The organism is Neobacillus sp. NPDC093127, from assembly GCF_044754175.1.
Classification (GTDB): Bacteria; Bacillota; Bacilli; order Bacillales; family Cytobacillaceae; genus Neobacillus.
Genome location: NZ_JBIVOP010000003.1, coordinates 30,639 through 51,034 on the forward strand (window position 1 = coordinate 30,639; position 20,396 = coordinate 51,034).

Here is a 20,396-nt window from a genome sequence, read left to right on the forward strand (position 1 = left end):
ATTATTGGTTTTTGTGACCGTAACGGTGGAAAAACCGTCTCATCGGGCATATTTAAAATTATTTGTGACCGTATGGGTGAAAAATTCGGTGCCTCGGTCACAATAAAAAGGCACCCTATTAAAAGGTACCTTTTGCACCGCTAGATCCAGCCTTTTTTCCCGGCAATGCTGGCGGCTTCGGTTCTATTTTTCGCATCTAGCTTATGGATGATTTCTGAGATATAGTTACGAACGGTGCCGGATGAAAGGTAGAGCTCCGAAGTGATTTCCTTGGTTGTTTTCCCTAAGGCTGCTAGTTTCAAAATCTCTTGTTCTTTCGGCGTCAGCGGATTTTCCTCGCGGATGACGTCAAAGGTTAACTCGGGGCTGAATACTCGTTTTCCTGCCATTACCTTGCGAATCGCATCCGCGAGCTCATCAATCTCACCATCCTTTAGTAAGTACCCGTGGACACCGATTTTTACGGCGCGTTCAAAGTATCCCGGGCGGGCAAACGTAGTTAAAATAATGACCTTGCTGGGAGCTCGGCGGCGTGCGAGTTCCTCCGCTACCTCGAGCCCGTTCATGACAGGCATTTCAATATCCATCAAGCAGACATCCGGCCCAAGAGCGAGAATCGAAGCGAGTGCCTCTTCCCCGTTCATCGCTTGGCCAACCACCTTCATGTCTGCCTCCAAATCTAGCAGAGAGCCGAGCGCCCCCAATAACATTCGTTGATCTTCTGCAATAAATAAACTTATCATATCGCGGCACTCCCTGCTTTTTTAATGATAGGCACTGTCAATTCTAAAACGGCACCATTATTGTTTGATAGCGTAAGAACCCCGTCAACGAGGGCAAGTCTCTCTTCCATCCCCCGCAAACCATTCCCAAAAGGCTTAGCCATCGTAACGCCCATCCCATCATCGCGGACAACGATGTTCATTTTTTCAGAAGTAAGCTTAATCGAAATCGAACAGTGGGTGGCGCGGCTATGTTTGACGATATTGGTGGCCGCCTCGCGCACGCACATCCCGACGATATTTTGCGTAAACGGGGAAATCCTCGAAAAATCCACTTCCCCGTCGTACCGATAGGTAATTCCCGCTGCCCGTAATATTTGCTGAATCTGGAGGAGCTCTTCGGCGATGGTGGCCGCACGCATATCCGTGACCAACTCGCGTACTTGCTTTAGGGCAGCACGGGAAGTAACTTCCATTTCCTTTGCTTCGAGTCGCGCCCGTTCCGGGTCAACCGCAGTCAGCCGTTGGATAAGCTGGCTTTTTAACGTCAAAAGGGATAGGGTGTGGCCGAGGGTATCATGGAGGTCGCGGGCAATCCGCACCCGTTCCTCGCGCTTCACCAATTCCTCAATTTTCTGATTCGCTTGATCGAGCTGCTTCTCCAGCTCCATCCTTCGGTTCATTGAACGGATTCCAAACGGTGAGATCAGCATAATGATGAGAAATGGGATGAAATAGATGAGCTCTCCTGGTGAGAAAAAGGTCTTGGTCTTCATGATATGATAAATGAACGGAAAGATTTGCACGAACACCAAGCTGATTAGGCCACGCTTGAATACCGTTTTATCCCAATACCAGCCAATGAAATTCGCTGGGAAAAACCCTAAAAACATGTAGTTTAAGTTATAAAACATACTGAAAATAAACACGATTGCTAGTTGAACCGCTAACCAGTAGGTGAATTTTCTTTTTCCCATTGCAAAATAAAGCTGGCTGTACGAAACCAAGAAAAGCAGTACCATCCCATAGCCGATGAGCTGCTTCACTCCCGCTTCAGTCGTTAAATAATAGATAGGAAAACCTAGGTAAATGAGAAAGACATAGGGAAAAAAACCATATTGTCTTGGAAAGATTGACCGTTTCAAACAAAATCACACCGCTTCTTGTTTTCGTCTAATATACTTCGATAGTAGCATAAACAAGGCTAAATAGGCGATTAAAATCAGAATATTTCTCCAATCCGGCATGTTGCCGCGGATAATCTCCCAAGCTCCATTGCCAAAATTATACGACGGCAGCCATTTTCCAATTGATTGCATGATTTTTGGCATGATTTCGAGCGGCATCCATAGGCCGCCTGCTACCGCGAGCACCATATAAATTACATTGCTGATTCCTGCAGCGGTTTCTACTTTTTTCATCAATCCGATTAAGGTGCCAATGGCGAGGAATGGCAGCGAACCAAGCAAAATCCATAACCCGCTCATGGTCCATTCTAACGCTGTGAGCGAAACCCCATTGATGAGTGCGCCTGCGATAAAAATGATGGTGATGGATAGCAGATGAATCACACTTTGGCCAATCATTTGTGCTGCAAAATAGACCGTATCGGACAGCGGCGTGATGCGGATGAACGTCGACCAGCCTTGGGAGCGTTCCTGAACCATGCGAATTCCGAGCGTCATCATCGACGAGCCCATCACACTGAACACCGTCATCGACATTAGATAATGTGCCTGCCATTCCGCCTTATCCGGAGCATTCGTGTTCACCACATTGGTGAAAATATAATAGAAAAGAATCGGCATCACAAGCGACCAAAAGACAAAATAGCGATTTCTTAGTACCCTGATGATTTCGTATTTACACTGCATTTGAAATGTTTTCATTTAGATAGCCTCCTTTGCGCCGCTAGTCAGCTGTTCGAATGCTTCCTCTAGCTTGCCGCTTTCAATTTGGATGTCCCGTGCACCGATTTTTTCTTGAAAAAGCAGCTCCAATACTCGGTCGGTATTTGAGGATTGGATGTAAACCCGGTTGTTTTTTCTGTAGATGTCATCAATTTCACTATGGAGATACAGTTTTTCAAGCGATATTTCCGGGTCGACGATAAAGGAAACCGACTGCTTCGAAATCCTCGATTTGATTTGCGCCGGCGTTCCATCTGCGACGATGGCGCCGTCTTTAAATAGAAGAATCCTGTTCGCAGCATCGTCGGCCTCTTGCAGATAATGGGTGGAGAAAATAATCGTTTTCCCCTCTTCGGCGAGATGATGGATTGTTTCCCAAAAGCGGTTCCTTGATGTGATGTCCATACCGACGGTTGGTTCATCAAAGATGATCAGCTCTGGATTTCCAGCGAGTGCGAGGGCAAAGCTGAGCCTGCGCTTTTGTCCGCCTGATAATTTTTCCGCCCTGGTTTTCATATCCTGCTCGGTTAGTCCTGTAAGTTCGATGAGTTGTTGGATAGCGAGCGGTTTTGGGTAGTAGCTTCTAATTAACTCAAGGATTTCTCGCACCTTCAAGCCGGGCATGACGCTGACTTCCTGGAGCATCGTGCCGATTTTTTCACGGACTTGTTTTTCTTGCGGCTGATGGTCAAATAGTTGGACCTCTCCTGCCGTTGGTTTGAGCAGTCCTAAGATCATTGAAATGGTAGTTGTTTTCCCGGCCCCATTCGGCCCAAGAATCGCCACGACTTCTCCTTTTCCAATCGTGAAGGATACATCGTTTACCGCTGTTTTATGTTGAAATGACTTTGTCACGTTTGTTAAGCTTACAATTTTGTTCATATTCTTGAACACCTCCTGATTACTTGATTTCATTGTACGCTTTGGAGGCGGGGGATTTTAGTAAGCATTGTCATCAAAATGAGGTGACAAAAGTCATATTTTTGGAGAAAGTTGCTGGGGGACGGATTGAATCATTTCCGCCAAACCGAGGAAGTTTCTTGTCAAACTTTAGATTAATCTCGCCAAACTGCCGAAGTATCTCGCCAAATTAACGATTCATTTCGCCAAACTGGTTTTTTCTTGCTGAACTAGACGGGGTTCTCGCCGATTTTCAGGATAATCTCGCCAAACTTGGGATTAATCTCGCCAAATTCAGCCGTAATCTCGCCAAACCAGGGGTGGATTCCGCCAATTTCGCAATTTATTTCGCCAAACCAGTTTTTCGACCAGAAAACCAAGTTAAAAAAAGAGACCTCCTATTTAGAAGGCCTCTCATAGCTGCGATTAATATAATAAATACTTCTCCCGGACGTCCATGAATTTCTTCAGTCCTGGCTCCCATTCTTTTTTCATTTGTTCAATCGATTTGCCTGCTTCGATTCCGGCACGGATCGAGCCGTTGCCGACGAGGTTATCGAAGAAGGAGATGCCATTGCTGCCCGGGGCCCGGAATTGGAATTTGTCCGGATACATATCATGTATAGTTTTGACAATAGTCAGGCCTGTTTCAAATGGCTTATAGGCATTCCGGTTTGTGACATGGATTTGCACGCCATGGCTTAACTGGTTCACAAACTTCGATGTTGATGGGATAAACGACGCCGGGCGGAAGGTAACTCCCGGTAAATTATAAGAATTCAATTTTGCTGCTAGATCATCGCTATTGATGAACGGAGCGGCAATTAATTCAAACGGTTTTGTCGTTCCGCGTCCTTCTGAAACGTTGGTTCCTTCAATCAAGCAGGCACCCGGATAAACTAATGCCGTATCTAATGTTGGCATGTTTGGTGACGGCATGACGAATTGTAAATCAGCGTCATCGTAATACATGCTGCGGTTCCAGCCTTGCATTTTGACAACTGTTAAATCAGCGCCAATCTTGAACTCCTTATTGAATAGCTTAGCTAGTTCTCCGACTGTCATCCCGTGGCGGACAGGAATCGGATATTCACCGACAAATGAGGAATATTTATCCTCTAAAATTGGTCCTTCCACCTTTGCACCGCTAATTGGATTTGGACGGTCAAGCACGATAATAGGAATATTATTTTCTTTCGCCGCTTCCATCGCTAACGCCATTGTGTAAATATACGTATAGAAACGCGCCCCTACGTCTTGAATATCAAATAACAATACATCTACATTACTTAACATTTCAGGTGTCGGCTTTTTTGTAGCTCCATAAAGACTGTACACCGGAATCCCTGTTTTTTCATCAATATAGGACTCAACATACGAACCCGCCGGAGCACTGCCGCGGACACCATGCTCTGGGCCGTATAAAGCAGTCAGCTTGACGTTGGGATTTTTATACAGCAAATCTACAATACTAGTAAGCTCTTGGTCGACACCTGTCGGATTGGTGATTAAACCAACTCGCTTGCCTTTAATTAAATCGAGGCGATCCTTTAATAACACCTCAACCCCTAAACGGAACTTGCCATTATTCTTTTCCTTCTCTTTGTCGTTTTTGGCAACTGCGGCCGATACCGTAGAAAGGACCAGCAACAACGCGAGAATACCTGTAAGCCATTTCTTTTTCATTGTTCTCCTCCTCATAGTTCGGGCGTTGATTTTTCCAGGATATGTCTAAATATACATAATCATTGGAAAAATCGACAAAAGCCCGAGAAAAATCGACAAATCTCTAATTTCAATAAAACAAACCCCAATTTTGAAAAATTAATACCCCAACCCGTGGTCATATCCGTATAAGACGCTGCCGTTTTGGTTGTAGATTGTAACTGGAAGTTTGGCAGTTGGCTTGTTTACACCAAAGATGGTGTTTACTGCTGCCTCGAAGCTTACGTCCTTCGTTCCATACTGTGCCAGGTAGGCATCGACATTTGGATAGGACATGATGTCATATGGATTACGGAGTCCAACCCCAATGACTTTTGCATCTGTTTCGTCTATCATTTGATTGGCCAGCTTCATTAAACTGGCAGAAGGCAATCTTCCGCTCACTGTAGAAGTATTCGTTCCGACAATGATATATTTTGCTGCTTTCGCGGCAGTCAAATTGGCTCCTGTAAGCGGCACTGCCGTATTAATCATGGTTACATTTTTGTGGTGTTTTTGAACCTCAGCTAAAAGGGTAGGAGCGCTCGAGCCCACGACCACTATCTTATCGTCTGCAGCTGCCTTTAGTGGAAGCACACCGCTGTTTTTCACAAGTGTAATCGACTTAGCAGCTGCTTCTTTTTCTATCTGCAAATGTTCCGTTGATCGCCAAGCTTTCTCGGCATTAGAGACTTTTTCATCAAGGCTTTTTTCAACTTCAGCCTTTACAATACCGCGATTTAATTTCAACGTTAAAATTCGCTCAACAGACTGGTTAAGTCTTTCTGTTGAAATTTCACCGGAATTGACTGCATCGTAAAGCCCATTTGCCACTAATTCAAGACCAACTGGCATTAAGACAATATCCGTTCCCGCTTTTACCGCACGAATCGCTGCATCAACCGGGCCGAAATGGTCGGCGATAGCCTGCATGTTCATCGCATCTGTCACAATAACGCCCTTAAAGCCCATATCTTCGCGCATTAGACCGGTTAATACCTTTTGAGAAAGCGTCGCAGGTACAGCAATTTCCGTACCATCCTTTTTCGAAATGGCTTTGGTATTATCGATTTTCGGGAAGGTAACGTGCGCCGTCATAACTGCATCAATCCCGGCATTCATCGCCTGTTGGAATGGATATAGCTCCACTTTTTTCAAACGGTCAATATCATGCGGCACTTCTGGAAGTCCTAAGTGAGAATCCACCGCTGTATCCCCATGCCCAGGAAAATGCTTCGCAGTCGCTGCCGTTCCCGTTTCATGAAGTCCTTTAATATAGGCATTGCCCAATTTCGCCACGAGCTCTGGGTTTTCTCCAAACGAACGAACGCCAATGACCGGATTATCAGGATTATTGTTCGTATCGAGAACAGGTCCAAAGTTCATATTAATCCCAACGGCATTTAGTTCTTCACCAATTGCCTTGCCAACCTTTTCAGCCAATTCTTCAGACCGTGATGCTCCAAGAGCCATGCTCCCAGGAAAATCGGTTCCGGATTGCAAACGTGTTACGATACCGCCTTCTTGGTCAATAGAGATCAACAGCCCATATTTTTCAGCTGCATCTTGATAAGCGCTGACAAGCTTCGTTGTTTGCGCTGCCGATACTGTGTTTTCACGGAACAAAATGACCCCGCCAAGATGATATTTTTTGACTTGCTGGGTAATTTCTTCATTCATTTCCGTGACATTTTTCCCCTTCCATGTACGGAAGTCCGGCATCAGCATTTGGCCGACCTTTTCTTCCATCGTCATCTGCTTGACAGCCTTGCCGATTACATCATAGCGTGCCCCTTTTTCTTTTTCCACAAGGATCTCCCCTTGATTACCTTTGAATTGAATCGCGATTCGATCCGTGAAGGAACCATCGCTGACAGAGATAAATGTTTTCCCGTTGTGTCCGGATAAGGTAACTTTGCCAGCGTTGACAGAGGCGACATTTTTATTAGAAGATTTCCAGGTTACGTTCTCGGAAGCCAACATAAAGCGGCCATCATCATAAACATGCAGGGCATTCAAATCAATTTGCTTGTCTTTCACTTCTCTCGTCACTTGCGGAACGTTAAGGTCAATTACTATGTCTTTGATGGCTGAAGCCGCCGCTGCCCCCGAATGCGGAATTCCCGTTAACAATAGGGCAAATCCCAAACATGAAGTGATAAACGTCTTGAAAAATTTACGCATGGTTTCTCCTCCTCTATTTTTTGTAGTCTCTTAACTACCTTTCGTTCTTGCAAAAATTCAGCGGTTCATTCGCCCGCTTCATTTTTTAAAATTAGTAATTCCTTAGCTCCCATTCATTGCTGTTAAACTTCAGTGCCGAATCGTCGAGTTTCGGATTCAGCACATACCAGCCGCGGCCATTTGTTGCCGTATCCGTTTTGTACATAAAACGCAATTTTTCCGCGTCTTTCGGGATGGATACTTCTTTGTTCTCCCAGCCATTGCTGGTCCCCGTAAGTTCTGTTACCTTTTTCCAAGCGCCGTTAATAAAAATTTCCACGTTACCAAAATCCCAGCCGAACTCGGTCATATACCAAGTACTAAACGTCAGTTTGGCGTCTTTTTTCAGTTGAAGATCTGCCTCCATGACACGTTTCAACTGATCGCCATAGCCGGCAAACCAAGCGGAATCCTTCCCAGGAATCGAAACCGGAATCGCGTCCGCTACCTGCCTTGCGAACAATCTTCTTGTTTGGTTCGTGGACACGGTATTTCTGCTTGGGTGGACACGGTTAGTAAGCAGAATCGCGATTGTTTTATTGTTTGGACTGACGACAATCGATGTTCCCGTATATCCAGTATGTCCAAAGGAATAGGTTCCTTCGGATAGGGCATCCATGTACCAGCCTTGTCCAAGCTCCCAGCCCAATCCGTGGTCATTCCCAGGAAATTTCTCATTTTGATTTTCGAGCAATAGCTTAATTGTTGCTGGCTTCAGAATCCTTTTTCCACCATACTTTCCATCATTGAGAAAAATATGCGCGAGCTTAGCAAGATCTTCCGCTGTTGAGAATACACCAGCATGACCGGCGACGCCATCAAGCGACCAGGCATTCTCATCGTGAACCTCGCCCCAAACAAGACCGCGGTTTGGCGTCGCTTGGAATTCTGTGGCCGCTATCCGGTTTTTCAATTTGGCAGGCGGATTGTACATTGTGTCCTTCATTCCTAAAGGCCCTGTGATCTGCTCTTTTACAAATACATCCTGACGCTGGCCGGATAACCGCTCCACTAACGCACCTAAAGTAATCATGTTTAAATCACTATATTCGTAGGCAGTTCCGGGCCGATTTTTTAATGGCTGCCGGAAAACTAACTGCAATCTCTCGTCGCGCGAATTCCCTTGTGAATAGAGCGGAATCCAGGAGACGAAGCCGGATGTGTGTGTCAGCAGCTGGCGGATGGTGACGTTTTCCTTGCCGTTAGCGGCAAATTCAGGGATATACTTGGCAACAGGGTCATCGAGTGCAAATAATCCTTGTTCATATAAAACCATTACCGCTGTGGAAGTGAAGATTTTACTAATCGATGCGAGGTCGAAAATCGTATTCTCTTGCATCGAGATTGGCTTTTCCATTTCGGTAAACTTGCCATCGGTGTATTGCGCGGAATTTCCGTAAGCGGTGTGCTTTACGATTTTTCCACCCCTTGCCACAAATGCTACTGCACCGGGCATGACTTTTTCCGAAATGGCTTGATTGATAATCTGGTCGATTTGCTGAAGCGGTGCCGTCATCATGCCTGCCCCTTTCGCCGAGCTGGGATGAAGAACGCTTGAAACTGGGATGCCGGTTGAATTCCAGGTGAAAACTGGGTGAGGTTTCTCAGATGCGGTAGAACTCTTCTTTTCTTGCTTTTCAATCGTTGGAACTATGGCTGCATCACTACTGGCAAAAGCAGTTGCCGTTCCGAAAAAAACAGTACAGACGGTTGAGATAATAATGGTTTTACTTTTCATAAATCCTCCTTTGGCTGAACAATTAATTGTAAGCGGAAATGCTATGTATTATGACTGATACCGCTTACAGCGTATAGTTAAAGGATATACGGATTAATGTATAGTCGTCTATACCACATAATACCTATACCTTGCCAATTTGCTTCATTTATTGGGTATTTAGTTGTGTGTCATTTGGATTGTTTTTTGAAAATTGGAAAATTTGGATAGAAATTCTCCCTTTATACCCATGCAAAATGACTGATTTATAAAGTATCCACAGCTTCTAGGACTTTATCCACAAATATTCACTAGTTATCAACAATAATCTCGTCTTACCCACAGGTTTATCAACAAACTTGGAGGGATTATCGACTTTATCAGCTTTATACATCGAACATATATCAACAGACCTTAAGTCTTTAGCCAGATTTTTCGGAAAAATATCCACAATCGCCTTAATTTATCCACAATTACCAATAAAAAGACCCAGGAATTAGTCCTGGGTGGAGGGACGATCTTGTTTTTGAGAGGAAGATGGATCCGTTTTTTCAACAATCTCCTTTATTTCGCCCGCATCGCCTTTGGCATTGATAATTTCTAAAATCTGATTTAGACCTTCGCTGGTTTTGTCACCACTATAGTGCATTGTAAAACCTCCTTTTTACCAATAGAATGCCCCGTTAACAGTGAACTATTTTACATAAACAAGGTGTTAATATTACTTTGCTCACTAGTTCACAAAATGTTCACTTATCCCCTTTTACATAGTGACCCAAATCACTAGGGCATTTTTTAAACGAAGTAAAATGAAAGCGTATACAAAAATAAAAGGGGTTTTATGGAGGAGATATTAATGGGTAACATAGCGAAGTTTGCAGCAATTATGGTCACTTCTGTCATGGTGTTAAGTGCTTGTGCGAAAGGCGATCTTTCAATGGGAAAGGATGTTAAAGCCGAAACCAATTCTAGCGCAGCTTCCAAAGTAATCGGCCCCCATGAACATCTGAATCAAAACCCCACTCCGATAAAGATCAATCGCATTGGCGATCATGAGGTAAATGTCGAAATGACTGCCCAAATCACCGATATTGAAATTGCAAAAGGGGAAATGTATAAAGCCTGGACTTTTAACGGCGAGGCTCCTGGACCAGTAATTGTTGTCAATCAAGGGGATAAGATTAATTTTACCATGGAAAATATGGATCCATCCATTCCACATAGTATGGATATGCATGCCGTTCATACTGCACCATCTAAAAACTTTGAAAAGGTCATGCCCGACCAAACCGGTTCATTCAGCTATCCAGCTGATAATCCAGGTGTGTTCATGTACCACTGCGGAACGAAACCCGTTTTAGCACATATCGCTAACGGAATGCACGGTACGATTATCGTCAAGCCAAAGAACGGCTATCCAACCGATTCTGATGTCGACCGTGAATTTGTTATCGTTCAAAATGAATGGTACAAATACAACGATATGGACGATATGACGAATGGCGTACCCAAATATATTGTTTTTTCAACGAAGGCGTTAAAAGATGGCGATATGAATACAAATGGAACAGTTGGCGCATTGGTTGACCACCCGCTGGTTGCTAAGGTCGGCGACAAAGTGAAATTTTACGTGATGAACGTTGGTCCAAATGAAGTCAGCAGCTTCCACGTGGTCGGCACCCTGTTCGATGATGTCTACCTTGACGGAAATCCGGCAAACCATCTACAAGGAATGCAAACCGTCATGCTGCCAGCAAGCGGCGGAGCAGTTGTTGAATTTACGGTTACCGAGGAAGGCAGCTACCCTATTGTTACCCATCAATTCAACCACGCAACAAAAGGGGCGGTTGGAGCATTGAAAGTCACGAAAGACGGCCACGATGATGGCAGCGTGGTCATGTCACACTGAGCATCATTTATTCATAATAAAAAGCCTAGGAAAATCCTAGGCTTTTTTCATTTCATTTACGTTTTACGTTAGATCAACGAACCTAGTTCAACGGCCTTACTATTATGGTAGGTTGATTTAATCTTTAGCCTTACTTTTAAATCTTCACACAGGCAATCTTGCTGCAAAAGCTCAATGTGGCGGTGCTGGAATAAATGATAAAAATACCGGCCCTTAATAAACATTTTCAACACATGAAAACCTCCTCAATTGCTTGGTTAACATAAATCGCAGGAGTTGGTCGTGTTCGGTAACTGGCAAGCATCGTCGTTAAACATTAGCCCCTCTAGTTTTGCGTCACCATTTTTCAATGGCTTTGCCATTTCGTACGATTTATGTGTCTATTAAAAGCATAAGTAACTTAAATATAAAAAAAAAGAGCCTATAGACCTATCAAGTGTAAAAAATTGGTCGTTTTGAATATAAAAAAGAGGGTAATCTTTTTCTACCTGCTAAAATCTGGGAAGCGGGCTTTATTTTTCTTGCATGTTTTAAAGCTTTTAATAGTGTCCATGCTGTTTAGTGAAGTGAATTTTTTTAAAAAGGAAGTTTAACATGACAAAATTTAGATGGTTCATTCTATGTTTTATTATACTTGGGGCTGCTTTAGCGGGCTTCGTTGGGAAGAGTCATTTTGAAAGTAAGAGAAAAACGGTGGATCAACCACCGGTACCTGCTAACAAGCTATCAGCTGACACGATGAAAAGCGTCATACACCTCCAAAACGGGACAAGCAGCCAAGTAGTTTCCAATCCTGAAACAATCCCTGTGCTGGTTAACAAGCAAAATAAGCTGCCTGATCATTACAAGCCACAGGATTTGATTTATCCAGACATCCCTTTCACCTTTAAAGAGAAAATCGAAAAGCGAAAAATGCGGGCAGCCGCCGCAGCCGCCATTGAAGAACTATTTGCTGGCGCCAACCAGGATGGTGTGAAATTACTCGGTGTTTCGGCCTATAGGTCCCACGAGGTCCAAGCCAGTTTGTTTAATCACTATGTTAAATCAGATGGGTATGAAGCAGCCAAAACGTATAGTGCTGTCCCTGGTACTAGCGAGCATGAAACAGGCCTTGCCATCGACGTGACCGGGGGGGACGGAAAATGCGCCGCAGAGGAATGCTTTGAAGGAACAGGGGAGGCGGTCTGGCTTCAGAACCATGCAGCCGAATACGGCTTTATCATCCGCTATCCCAAAGGCAAAGATGCCATCACCGGCTACAAATACGAACCCTGGCACCTCCGCTACGTCGGCAGGAAAATCGCCGCCGAAATCATGCAGAGCGGCATCACCCTCGAAGAATACAACAACACAACACCGGTTAATAATTAAAAGGTGCCTTGCAGCGATGTGGTGCCTTCGATTTGGTTCGATGTGGTGCCTTCGTTGTGGTGCCTTCGATGAGGTGCCTGACACCCTTCGTGGACAAATGTCCTCCTGGGGTGGACACTCCAAAAGGTATCACACGTACAAATGGCACAAAAAAAAAGGGTCCACGCTGTATTTTGCTTGCAGCGTGGACCTTTTTATTATTTTCCTTTTATTTCTAATAGTTTTAATCGGAGGTCGTTTTCCATGTTGGCTAGTTCTTGTTCAGCCAGGCGGCGCTTATGCCGGCCTTCTTCTTGGATGCGCATCGTTTCTTCTAGTGTCGAGATTAAGCTTTCTTGCGTTTTCTTTAATGTTTCAATATCGACGAGGCCGCGCTCGTTTTCTTTTGCCGTTTCAATCGTATTCGTTTTCAGCATTTCTGCATTTTTCAACAGCAGCTCATTGGTTGTTTTTGAAACCTGCTTTTGTGCCTCGACGGCATGGCGCTGGCGGATTAAGGTTAACGCAATCGCCACTTGATTTTTCCATAATGGAATCGCCGTCATGATCGACGATTGGATTTTCTCAACAAGCGCTTGGTTCGTGTTTTGAATCAAGCGGATTTGCGGTGCACTTTGAATCGTGATTTCCCGGCTTAATTTCAAATCATGGAGACGCTTGTCTAAACGGTCGGCAAATTGAATCATATCATTGACTTCTTGGAACTTCATTTGGTCATTGGCTGCTTCAGCCGCCCTTTTCATTTGCGGGATCGTTTTTTCCTGCATTTCTTCAAGCTTGATTTCCCCAGCGGCAATATAGACATTCAGGGCATGGAAATATTCCTTATTCGTTTCATAAAGCTGTTCAAGCAATTTGATATCGGATAAAAGGACATTTTTGCTTCGGTCCAGCTTCACGCTAATGCGGTCGATTTGTGCTCCCGTTTTTTGATATTTAGAAAGGACTTCCTGCAGTGTTCCGGAGATTTTTCCAAACATACGGGCAAAAAAGGATGGCTTTCCATCCTTCAGTTCGTCTGGATTCACCTCATCAAGCCGCTTCATTAAATCACTGATGATCTCCCCGATTTCGCCAACATCCTGTTTCTGTACATGCTCAAGCATCGCATGCGAGAAAGATAACAGCTTTCCTTGCGCTTGTGTGCCGTATAGAATCATCGCCTGATGGTTGGCTGGATCAATTTGTTCGGCTAGCTGATAGGCCTTTGCCCGGTTTTCCTCAGGCAGGACATCAATTAACTTAACTGGCTTGACTTCATTTGTTTGCTGGACTGGATTTTTGCTAAGTTCAAGTTGATCACCAAACGGGTTGGCTAGAATATCATCTAATAAATTACCGGTTTTATTGGATTGGATTGGGTTGTTTTCGCTCATTTAAGCCACCTATTCTCTTCGGGAAATTTAGAATCCTTTTTCTGCTTAAGGGTATGTTTTGCGACATCAATTTCAAAATTTAGGGTATCAATATCATCGGAGATTACATGGTATAAATCCTCTTCCAAAACTTTTGATAATTCGTTTAATGTTCTGCGCGTTTCGATAAGGGATTGCCCGATCTCGGCGTTTTGTTTCGGCTGTGAGGATAAGAAGCTGTATTTTTCAGTGAGCTCGACGACTGAATCTAAATGTGAAAAATAAAATTCTTCGGCTTTATAAAAACGTTTCGGCTCCTTCATGGTCATCTTGTGGATTTTTTTAGTAATCCGATGTATGTCAATTCTTTGTTTTACAGAAGAAATATCACGTATCTTAAAAATGCTTTTGTTCATGCGGCTGATTTTCTGTTTCGCTTCGGCTAAATTCTTCCTAATGTAGCGGTACTCTTTTCTTGAAAGCTGGTGTTTCGTTAAAAAGCGGCTGTTCATGAATAGGGACAGGACTACATGGGTAAGGACCCCGGCAAGGATGGCGTATCCAGTGGACGGGCCGAGAGTCAGACCTACTGGGAAAAGGCATACCAGCCAAGTGATGACTGTTACCGGGACGGCCACAAACGAGCGGACAATAAATGAAAGAAAAGGGTTCATCATAAATCGACTCCTGACTAATTAATCGATAGTATTCATACGAAGGAAAGCAATTAAAGGTTTCACTTCCTTGAAGGATTCCATCAAAAGAAAGTTATTTCCATTAACTACTTCCACAATACACGAAAAAAATCCTGCCTGCCATAGACCACAAACGGAAAGATATCTAAGACTTAAGACGTATTTTATTGTTAACAGGGTAGTTTACGGTGTTTTTAATGGTGTGGTATTGTTTATCGTGTCATTTATGGTGTTGTTTATGGTATTGTTTATGGTGTCATTTATGGTGTCAGGCACCGCTCGTGGACATTTGTCCGCCTCCAGTGGACAGTGTGCTAAATGAAGAGCGGGACTATGTTTAATTAGTCCCGCTCTTCGTTTGATTTTATTTTTCGGATATGGTTTGCCTGTCATGGAACGGCCGCATATCATTGTCTATTGCTCGTAAATTTCAATCGGAAGCCCATCAGGGTCAGCGAAGAAGGTGAATTTTTTGTTCGTTAACGGATCCACACGAATGGCCTCGACCATTATTTGCTGATCCGTTAAATAAGCTGCCGCCTCATCAATGGATTCCACTTCAAATGCCAGATGCCTTAATCCCGCCGCTTCCGGATAGCTGGCCCTTGCCGGCGGGTCCGGAAACGAAAACAACTCAATCTGGTAGTGCCCTCCAACTTCCAAGTCCAGCTTATAGGATTTCCTATCCTCCCGAAAAACTTCCCTGACAGGGGTAAGTCCAAGAATTCGAACATAAAAATCCTTTGATTTTTGAAAATCAGAACAGATTATCGCAATATGATGTATTTTCGTTAACTTCATAAATAATCTCGCTTTTTCTTATCTGCCATTGCCCGGTAAAAAGTCTGCTGGTTTTTCCAGGTCTGTTCCAAAGTGAAAAAGAATGGATTCGACAATTCGTTTGGAGGCGAGCCCGTCACCGTATGGATTGGAAGCTTTGGCCATTTGGTCGTGTGCCGCTTTGTCGGATAACAATTCATCTGCCAAACCAAAAATGGTGTCTTCATCTGTTCCGGCAAGCTTCAAAGTACCGGCCTCAATTCCCTCTGGACGTTCCGTCGTATCACGCAACACAAGCACCGGCACTCCTAACGATGGTGCCTCCTCCTGAACTCCGCCTGAGTCGGTCAAAATTAAATAGGCTCTTGAAGCAAAGTTATGGAAATCAATTACATCTAACGGCTCGATGAGGTGAATCCGGTTGTTGTCTCCGAGCACACGATTGGCGATTTCTCGCACCACTGGGTTCATATGGACAGGATAGACAACCTGAACATCTTCATGCTTTTCCACCACTCGGCGAATCGCCCGGAACATGTTTTCCATTGGTTCACCGGTATTTTCCCGGCGGTGTGCCGTCATTAATAGTAAGCGGTCATTCCCAAGCTTATCTAATACAGGATGAGAATAATTGGCTTTCACGGTTGTTTTCAAAGCATCAATCGCCGTATTTCCGGTAATAAAAATGGCCTCTTCCTTTTTATTTTCGACCAAAAGGTTTTGCTTTGATTGGCCTGTTGGCGAAAAATGAAGATCTGCCAAGACGCCCGTCAGCTGGCGGTTCATTTCCTCAGGGTATGGCGAATATTTATTATGCGTGCGGAGCCCCGCCTCGACATGCCCGATTGGAATTTGATGATAAAAAGCAGCCAAGCTTGCCACAAAGGTTGTCGACGTATCACCATGAACTAAGACGATATCCGGCTTTACTTCCGCTAAAACCTGATTAAGTCCCTCTAAGCAACGTGTTGTTACATCTATCAAGGATTGTCTTTCCTTCATGATATTTAAGTCGTAATCTGGGGTAATTTCGAAAATATTCAAGACCTGGTCAAGCATTTCGCGGTGTTGTGCTGTGACTGTGACAATCGATTTGATTTTATCAGGATATTTCTCTAATTCTTTGACAAGCGGAGCCATTTTAATTGCTTCCGGTCTAGTTCCGAACACTGTCATTACCTTTAATTGATTCACTATAAAAAACCTCCAAAGAACGTTATCTACATACAATTCATCAGCATAATTGAAAAATTATCGACCGTATGTGTTTCCAATGCTCCGATTTAACAAGCATTTTTGAAAAACTAACAACCGTTTAAGCCCACTAACATAATAACAAATAACCAATGAAGGGAAAAGCAATAACAAGAACGAAACCTCAACTTGGGCTTTTATCATAAGAAAACAGTATTAAAATGGTCCGGCTTACCGTTATTTTCTAAAATGATTGTATCAAAATCTTTTTCATCCTTCTTGCTGATCATAAAAAAGGACTGCATTCCTAAACCTTCATCAACCACTGAATCATACGTAATCTTAAGCACATTATCCTGAATAGAAAATGATATGTTAGAATACATTACGCCTTGTGAATTAAATAATACATAGCTAGTATTTCCGTCAGTATTAAACTTATATAACCCATTTTCTAATTCCCCTTCGTTAAACCCAGAATAGAGATTGTTTATTTCATCTGTATCGAATTCTACTTCTTTTATTGATACATTTTTTTCAATTTCAGATTGAGATATGACAGTGAAGTTTGCGTGATTTCCTGCTTTGCTGCAACCCGTAAGCACTAATGATATCATCAAGAACATCATGAACTTTTTCATTTCAGATGGATCTCCCCTTTTTTAACAAATCTAGATTTTGTTTTCGTTTCTTAATCTTTTTTCTCCATATTATCAGATTTTTCCTGCAATTGGTGATAAAACCTCTTCTGCGGCGAAAATACAAGCAATAATCAAGATGGGCCCGCAACCTAGAAGCCGGGCCTTTTTCCTGCCCCATTTCCGAAATAGAACCTTGGATTCCAACTGTCCTCCCCAGGCGTACAAATGTCCACGCGCGGTGCCTGACACCCTCGCTGCCCACCCTCGCTTAAATATTTGTTTTGTACAAGCTTACTTTTCTGATAATTATGAATATATTGCATGGTGTATTTTAAATTTTCAATTTAAGAGGTGAATTGTATTTTGAAGAAGAGGGCGCTTTTTACCATTCCTATCAGTTTGCTGCTCATTGCAGTGATGGTTACTTCCTTTTTTCTAATAAATATTAAGCCAGCTGTAGGAAACATATCGTCAGCACAGAGGCTGGCTGAATATACAAAGCCAGCAGTTGTCCGCATTGTCGACTACGCCGTTGTCCAATGGCAGTTTAACGACAACAACCCAAATGTCAAGGCTGTTTTCAATCAGCTAAAGAATCAGACGATTATTGGCGGCTCTGGATCCGGAGCAATAATTAGCTCTAATGGCTATATTGTCACCAATGCCCACGTCGTCGAATTTGCAAAGATGAAAGAAGAGGATATAGCACTTGAAGCCTTTAAGCAATTAGTGGCGATAATGGCTGATTATTTCAAGGAAGATTATCAAGTGGCATATGATTATTTGGCCTCCTATACGCAATACTCTGATATCAAAAAAGCCACAAAGGTCATTTTACCGGGCGGCGATATCCTTGATGGGGAGATTAAAAGCTATGGTGCCCCTATTAATGAAGGCAAAGATGTTGCAGTGGTTAAAATTGAAGGAAAGAACCTGCCTACCATACCTCTTGGCGATTCAGACGACATCCAAAACCAAGACAATATATGGGTGAGCGGATATCCGGCAGCAGGGGACTCTGACCTCCTATCACCTGATTCATCTCTCGTGTCTTCGATGAACGCGGGACAAATTTCCGCCACTTCAAAAAAGACGGAACAAGGAAGCCCGGTTATTCAAATTAATGCGGCAGCTACACACGGAAATAGCGGCGGTCCGGTCATCAATGAAAAAGGGCAAATCATTGGGCTATTAACCTTTAGAGGCGACACTGTCAATGGCCAAGAGGTCCAAGGCTTTAATTTCGCCGTGCCTGTCAATACCGTGAAAGAATTTGTAAACCAAGCAGGCGTAAAAAATTTCAAGAGCGATACAGATAAACTTTTTAAAGAAGGCTTGGATTTATATTGGGGCGGCTATTATAAACATGCCCTGGCAAAATTTGAAGCGGTCCAACGAATCTATCCGAATCATTCTGAAATAAAGCAGTATATCGCCAATTCCGAGAAAAAGATGAGCAGCAGCAAAATGTTATGGTCCGACTACACGACCACTTTCTACATCGTTGACGGTGTGTCCGGTTTGCTGGTTATTATTTTACTAGTATTCACCTTTGCCTTTAGGACGAAACAGCCAGCAGTTGCGGCAGGGATTGAAAATCCGGCCCCGGCGCCTGTAGCTCCTGTAGTGCCGGCAGCACCGGCAGCACCTGTTACTCCTGTTACTCCTGTCGCGCCTGCACCACCTGATGCACATGCAGCTCCACCTGCTCCTGCGGCACCTGTAATGCCTACGGCTTCTGAAACACCACCAGATACGCCTTCAGGACAACCCGAAAACACCTTATCCAATCTAACCAAAGATGGAAATATTGATATCCAGGACATTCTGCTCGCCCTTCAAGAACATCAGGAAAAACAAAAGAAGAAAGAAAAAGGAGAAGAATAAGCGCAGTTGATTGGAAAAATCGGATTGGTGCCTGACACCCATGGGGTGAAGGCACTTTTTTTGTTGAATCAATGGAATAACCTACCTACCCTATTAAACTAGCAGGGAAAACTGTTCCGTCTGTCAAATATAATAATTATCATCGAAAACTATCATTCAACAAGAACCAGGCCCGCATTGATTTCTGCCACTTCCACCCTCTACGACTGTCCGCGAGCACGGTGCCTGACGCCCAATATTTTTTCATCCATACTTTTTTGGGGGTAATCAGATGAGATCTCAAAAGAAGAAGAAATCAAGAAAATGGCTAAGAGTAACAGGAATTATCCTTTTAGTTCTATTGATTGGTGGAGGGGCATATGGTTACACCGTCTATCATTCTTTTAAAAAGGCAGTTGTTACGATGCATCAGCCACTCGAAAGGGAAATTTCCGTTAAACGCGAGAACCCTGTAGTTTTTGAAAAAAAGGAGCCTTTTTCCGTTTTAATGCTTGGTGTTGATGAACGAGAAGGTGACAAGGGGCGGTCAGACACGATCATCGTCTTAACTGTAAATCCGAACAATAATTCGGTAAAAATGCTGAGTATTCCACGTGACACCCGCACGGAAATTCTCGGCAAGGGAAAAGAGGATAAAATCAATCATGCCTATGCTTTTGGCGGGGTACCGATGTCGATGGACACGGTTGAAAATTTCCTCGATATTCCAATTGACTATTATATCCAGATTAACATGGAGGGATTTAAGGATATTGTCGACGCTGTTGGCGGTGTAAAAATCCAGAATGACCTGGATTTCACCGAAAATGGCTTCCATTTTGCCAAAGGAGAAATAGCTCTGAACGGGGAGCAGGCCCTTAGTTTTGCTCGAATGAGATATGAGGACCCGCGAGGTGATTTTGGACGCCAATTAAGACAGCGGCAAATCATTCAAGCAATCATTAAAGAAGGAACCAGTGTGTCAACCTTAACAAAATTCTCCGATATCTTTACGGCCCTTGGAAAAAATATTAAAACAAATCTTACTTTCGACCAGATCATGGATATCCAAAAGAATTACCGGGAGGCAGGAAAGAACATTCAGCAAATGGAAATAAACGAAACCGGCACAATGATCAACAAAATCTACTACGGCCTGGTCTCAGAGGAAGAAAAGCAAAGAATCCGAACGGAACTAAAGAAACAGTTAGAACTGCAATAATCGATACCGAAATGGCTGACTCAACAAATCGTTCAAAACGAACGCTGAGTCAGCCATTTTTCATTCTTCGCCCCGAGTGTCCACTCCAGGAGGACAAATGTACACGAGTGGTGCCTGACACCATAAATGTGACACCATAAATGACACAAAAATGACGCATGTATGACGCATGAATGATACTATGTAT

Annotated in this window: 21 protein-coding genes and 1 riboswitch; of the genes, 4 read left to right on the plus strand and 17 right to left on the minus strand. The window is 43.6% G+C overall.

What is annotated here, in order from left to right; all coding sequences use genetic code 11:
• Positions 1–140: 140 nt before the first annotated feature.
• The 9 genes from ACIQCO_RS05590 to ACIQCO_RS05630 all read right to left on the minus strand — a co-directional run bounded on the left by ACIQCO_RS05590 (position 141) and on the right by ACIQCO_RS05630 (position 9,825).
• Positions 141–743 carry a response regulator transcription factor gene (locus ACIQCO_RS05590; RefSeq protein WP_400426640.1) on the minus strand — a complete coding sequence of 201 codons (603 nt, stop codon included), beginning with the start codon at positions 741–743 and terminating at the stop codon, positions 141–143.
• Positions 740–1,867 carry a sensor histidine kinase gene (locus tag ACIQCO_RS05595; RefSeq protein WP_400426641.1) on the minus strand — a complete coding sequence of 376 codons (1,128 nt, stop codon included), beginning with the start codon at positions 1,865–1,867 and terminating at the stop codon, positions 740–742. The genes ACIQCO_RS05590 and ACIQCO_RS05595 overlap by 4 nt, the downstream gene beginning before the upstream one ends.
• Positions 1,868–1,873: 6 nt before the next feature.
• A complete protein-coding gene (locus tag ACIQCO_RS05600) occupies positions 1,874–2,611 on the minus strand; it encodes an ABC transporter permease (protein WP_400426642.1) in 738 nt (245 codons plus the stop codon).
• Positions 2,612–3,514, minus strand: coding sequence for an ABC transporter ATP-binding protein (locus ACIQCO_RS05605; RefSeq protein WP_400426643.1), 903 nt, complete (start codon positions 3,512–3,514; stop codon positions 2,612–2,614).
• A 248-nt stretch (positions 3,515–3,762) separates the two neighbouring features.
• Positions 3,763–3,912 carry a hypothetical protein gene (locus ACIQCO_RS05610; RefSeq protein ID WP_400426644.1) on the minus strand — a complete coding sequence of 50 codons (150 nt, stop codon included), beginning with the start codon at positions 3,910–3,912 and terminating at the stop codon, positions 3,763–3,765.
• A 46-nt stretch (positions 3,913–3,958) separates the two neighbouring features.
• Positions 3,959–5,218: an exo-beta-N-acetylmuramidase NamZ family protein gene (locus tag ACIQCO_RS05615; protein WP_400426645.1), complete on the minus strand. Its 1,260-nt coding sequence runs from the start codon at positions 5,216–5,218 to the stop codon at positions 3,959–3,961.
• 138 nt (positions 5,219–5,356) lie between these two features.
• The gene (nagZ, locus tag ACIQCO_RS05620; protein ID WP_400426646.1) at positions 5,357–7,420 is read right to left on the minus strand and encodes a beta-N-acetylhexosaminidase; all 2,064 of its coding nucleotides are present in this window, start codon (positions 7,418–7,420) and stop codon (positions 5,357–5,359) included.
• Between the two features lie 91 nt (positions 7,421–7,511).
• Positions 7,512–9,197 carry a serine hydrolase domain-containing protein gene (locus tag ACIQCO_RS05625; protein ID WP_400426647.1) on the minus strand — a complete coding sequence of 562 codons (1,686 nt, stop codon included), beginning with the start codon at positions 9,195–9,197 and terminating at the stop codon, positions 7,512–7,514.
• 475 nt (positions 9,198–9,672) lie between these two features.
• Positions 9,673–9,825 carry a hypothetical protein gene (locus tag ACIQCO_RS05630; protein WP_400426648.1) on the minus strand — a complete coding sequence of 51 codons (153 nt, stop codon included), beginning with the start codon at positions 9,823–9,825 and terminating at the stop codon, positions 9,673–9,675.
• Positions 9,826–10,032: 207 nt separating this feature from the next.
• On the opposite strand from ACIQCO_RS05630, the gene ACIQCO_RS05635 reads away from it, so the two are divergent.
• Entirely contained in the window at positions 10,033–11,085 is a 1,053-nt protein-coding gene (locus ACIQCO_RS05635; protein WP_400426649.1) for a multicopper oxidase domain-containing protein, read from the plus strand.
• A gap of 68 nt (positions 11,086–11,153) precedes the next feature.
• On the opposite strand, the gene ACIQCO_RS05640 is transcribed toward ACIQCO_RS05635, so the two are convergent.
• Positions 11,154–11,318 carry a hypothetical protein gene (locus ACIQCO_RS05640; RefSeq protein ID WP_400426650.1) on the minus strand — a complete coding sequence of 55 codons (165 nt, stop codon included), beginning with the start codon at positions 11,316–11,318 and terminating at the stop codon, positions 11,154–11,156.
• 52 nt (positions 11,319–11,370) lie between these two features.
• Positions 11,371–11,455: riboswitch (cyclic di-GMP riboswitch) on the minus strand.
• A gap of 224 nt (positions 11,456–11,679) precedes the next feature.
• Here ACIQCO_RS05640 and ACIQCO_RS05645 point away from each other — a divergent pair.
• Positions 11,680–12,456, plus strand: a complete 777-nt coding sequence (locus ACIQCO_RS05645; RefSeq protein ID WP_400426651.1) for a M15 family metallopeptidase — start codon at positions 11,680–11,682, stop codon at positions 12,454–12,456.
• A 197-nt stretch (positions 12,457–12,653) separates the two neighbouring features.
• Here ACIQCO_RS05645 and ACIQCO_RS05650 read toward each other — a convergent pair whose 3' ends face one another.
• From ACIQCO_RS05650 to ACIQCO_RS05680, 7 genes are all read right to left on the minus strand, one after another.
• Entirely contained in the window at positions 12,654–13,832 is a 1,179-nt protein-coding gene (locus ACIQCO_RS05650; protein WP_400426652.1) for a toxic anion resistance protein, read from the minus strand.
• Positions 13,829–14,488: a 5-bromo-4-chloroindolyl phosphate hydrolysis family protein gene (locus ACIQCO_RS05655; protein WP_400426653.1), complete on the minus strand. Its 660-nt coding sequence runs from the start codon at positions 14,486–14,488 to the stop codon at positions 13,829–13,831. Before ACIQCO_RS05655 ends, ACIQCO_RS05650 begins: the two co-directional genes overlap by 4 nt.
• 201 nt (positions 14,489–14,689) lie before the next feature.
• Entirely contained in the window at positions 14,690–14,917 is a 228-nt protein-coding gene (locus ACIQCO_RS05660) for a hypothetical protein (RefSeq protein WP_400426654.1), read from the minus strand.
• A gap of 3 nt (positions 14,918–14,920) precedes the next feature.
• Positions 14,921–15,307: an SMU1112c/YaeR family gloxylase I-like metalloprotein gene (gloA2, locus tag ACIQCO_RS05665; protein WP_400426656.1), complete on the minus strand. Its 387-nt coding sequence runs from the start codon at positions 15,305–15,307 to the stop codon at positions 14,921–14,923.
• An 18-nt stretch (positions 15,308–15,325) separates the two neighbouring features.
• Positions 15,326–16,483 (minus strand): non-hydrolyzing UDP-N-acetylglucosamine 2-epimerase, encoded by a 1,158-nt coding sequence (gene wecB, locus ACIQCO_RS05670; protein WP_400426973.1) that lies wholly within the window; start codon positions 16,481–16,483, stop codon positions 15,326–15,328.
• A gap of 197 nt (positions 16,484–16,680) precedes the next feature.
• Positions 16,681–17,121 (minus strand): hypothetical protein, encoded by a 441-nt coding sequence (locus ACIQCO_RS05675; protein WP_400426657.1) that lies wholly within the window; start codon positions 17,119–17,121, stop codon positions 16,681–16,683.
• Positions 17,122–17,193: 72 nt separating this feature from the next.
• Complete coding sequence (locus ACIQCO_RS05680) at positions 17,194–17,325, minus strand: hypothetical protein (protein WP_400426659.1); 132 nt, start codon at positions 17,323–17,325, stop codon at positions 17,194–17,196.
• A 159-nt stretch (positions 17,326–17,484) separates the two neighbouring features.
• Here ACIQCO_RS05680 and ACIQCO_RS05685 point away from each other — a divergent pair, with 159 nt between their 5' ends.
• Both ACIQCO_RS05685 and tagU read left to right on the plus strand, forming a co-directional pair.
• On the plus strand, positions 17,485–19,008 hold the full coding sequence (locus ACIQCO_RS05685) for a S1C family serine protease (protein ID WP_400426661.1): 1,524 nt from the start codon (positions 17,485–17,487) through the stop codon (positions 19,006–19,008).
• Between the two features lie 271 nt (positions 19,009–19,279).
• Positions 19,280–20,209: a polyisoprenyl-teichoic acid--peptidoglycan teichoic acid transferase TagU gene (tagU, locus tag ACIQCO_RS05690; protein WP_400426662.1), complete on the plus strand. Its 930-nt coding sequence runs from the start codon at positions 19,280–19,282 to the stop codon at positions 20,207–20,209.
• The last annotated feature ends 187 nt before the right edge of the window (positions 20,210–20,396 follow it).

Excerpts from the sequence above, each read along its gene's own strand:
- ACIQCO_RS05590 (WP_400426640.1), bottom strand. The coding sequence starts at position 743 with ATGATAAGTTTATTTATTGCAGAAGATCAACGAATGTTATTGGGGGCG.
- ACIQCO_RS05600 (WP_400426642.1), bottom strand. The coding sequence starts at position 2,611 with ATGAAAACATTTCAAATGCAGTGTAAATACGAAATCATCAGGGTACTA.
- ACIQCO_RS05605 (WP_400426643.1), bottom strand. The coding sequence starts at position 3,514 with ATGAACAAAATTGTAAGCTTAACAAACGTGACAAAGTCATTTCAACAT.
- ACIQCO_RS05615 (WP_400426645.1), bottom strand. The coding sequence starts at position 5,218 with ATGAAAAAGAAATGGCTTACAGGTATTCTCGCGTTGTTGCTGGTCCTT.
- nagZ (WP_400426646.1), bottom strand. The coding sequence starts at position 7,420 with ATGCGTAAATTTTTCAAGACGTTTATCACTTCATGTTTGGGATTTGCC.
- ACIQCO_RS05625 (WP_400426647.1), bottom strand. The coding sequence starts at position 9,197 with ATGAAAAGTAAAACCATTATTATCTCAACCGTCTGTACTGTTTTTTTC.
- ACIQCO_RS05630 (WP_400426648.1), bottom strand. The coding sequence starts at position 9,825 with ATGCACTATAGTGGTGACAAAACCAGCGAAGGTCTAAATCAGATTTTA.
- ACIQCO_RS05635 (WP_400426649.1), top strand. The coding sequence starts at position 10,033 with ATGGGTAACATAGCGAAGTTTGCAGCAATTATGGTCACTTCTGTCATG.
- ACIQCO_RS05645 (WP_400426651.1), top strand. The coding sequence starts at position 11,680 with ATGACAAAATTTAGATGGTTCATTCTATGTTTTATTATACTTGGGGCT.
- ACIQCO_RS05650 (WP_400426652.1), bottom strand. The coding sequence starts at position 13,832 with ATGAGCGAAAACAACCCAATCCAATCCAATAAAACCGGTAATTTATTA.
- ACIQCO_RS05655 (WP_400426653.1), bottom strand. The coding sequence starts at position 14,488 with ATGATGAACCCTTTTCTTTCATTTATTGTCCGCTCGTTTGTGGCCGTC.
- ACIQCO_RS05660 (WP_400426654.1), bottom strand. The coding sequence starts at position 14,917 with ATGATATGCGGCCGTTCCATGACAGGCAAACCATATCCGAAAAATAAA.
- gloA2 (WP_400426656.1), bottom strand. The coding sequence starts at position 15,307 with ATGAAGTTAACGAAAATACATCATATTGCGATAATCTGTTCTGATTTT.
- ACIQCO_RS05675 (WP_400426657.1), bottom strand. The coding sequence starts at position 17,121 with ATGAAAAAGTTCATGATGTTCTTGATGATATCATTAGTGCTTACGGGT.
- tagU (WP_400426662.1), top strand. The coding sequence starts at position 19,280 with ATGAGATCTCAAAAGAAGAAGAAATCAAGAAAATGGCTAAGAGTAACA.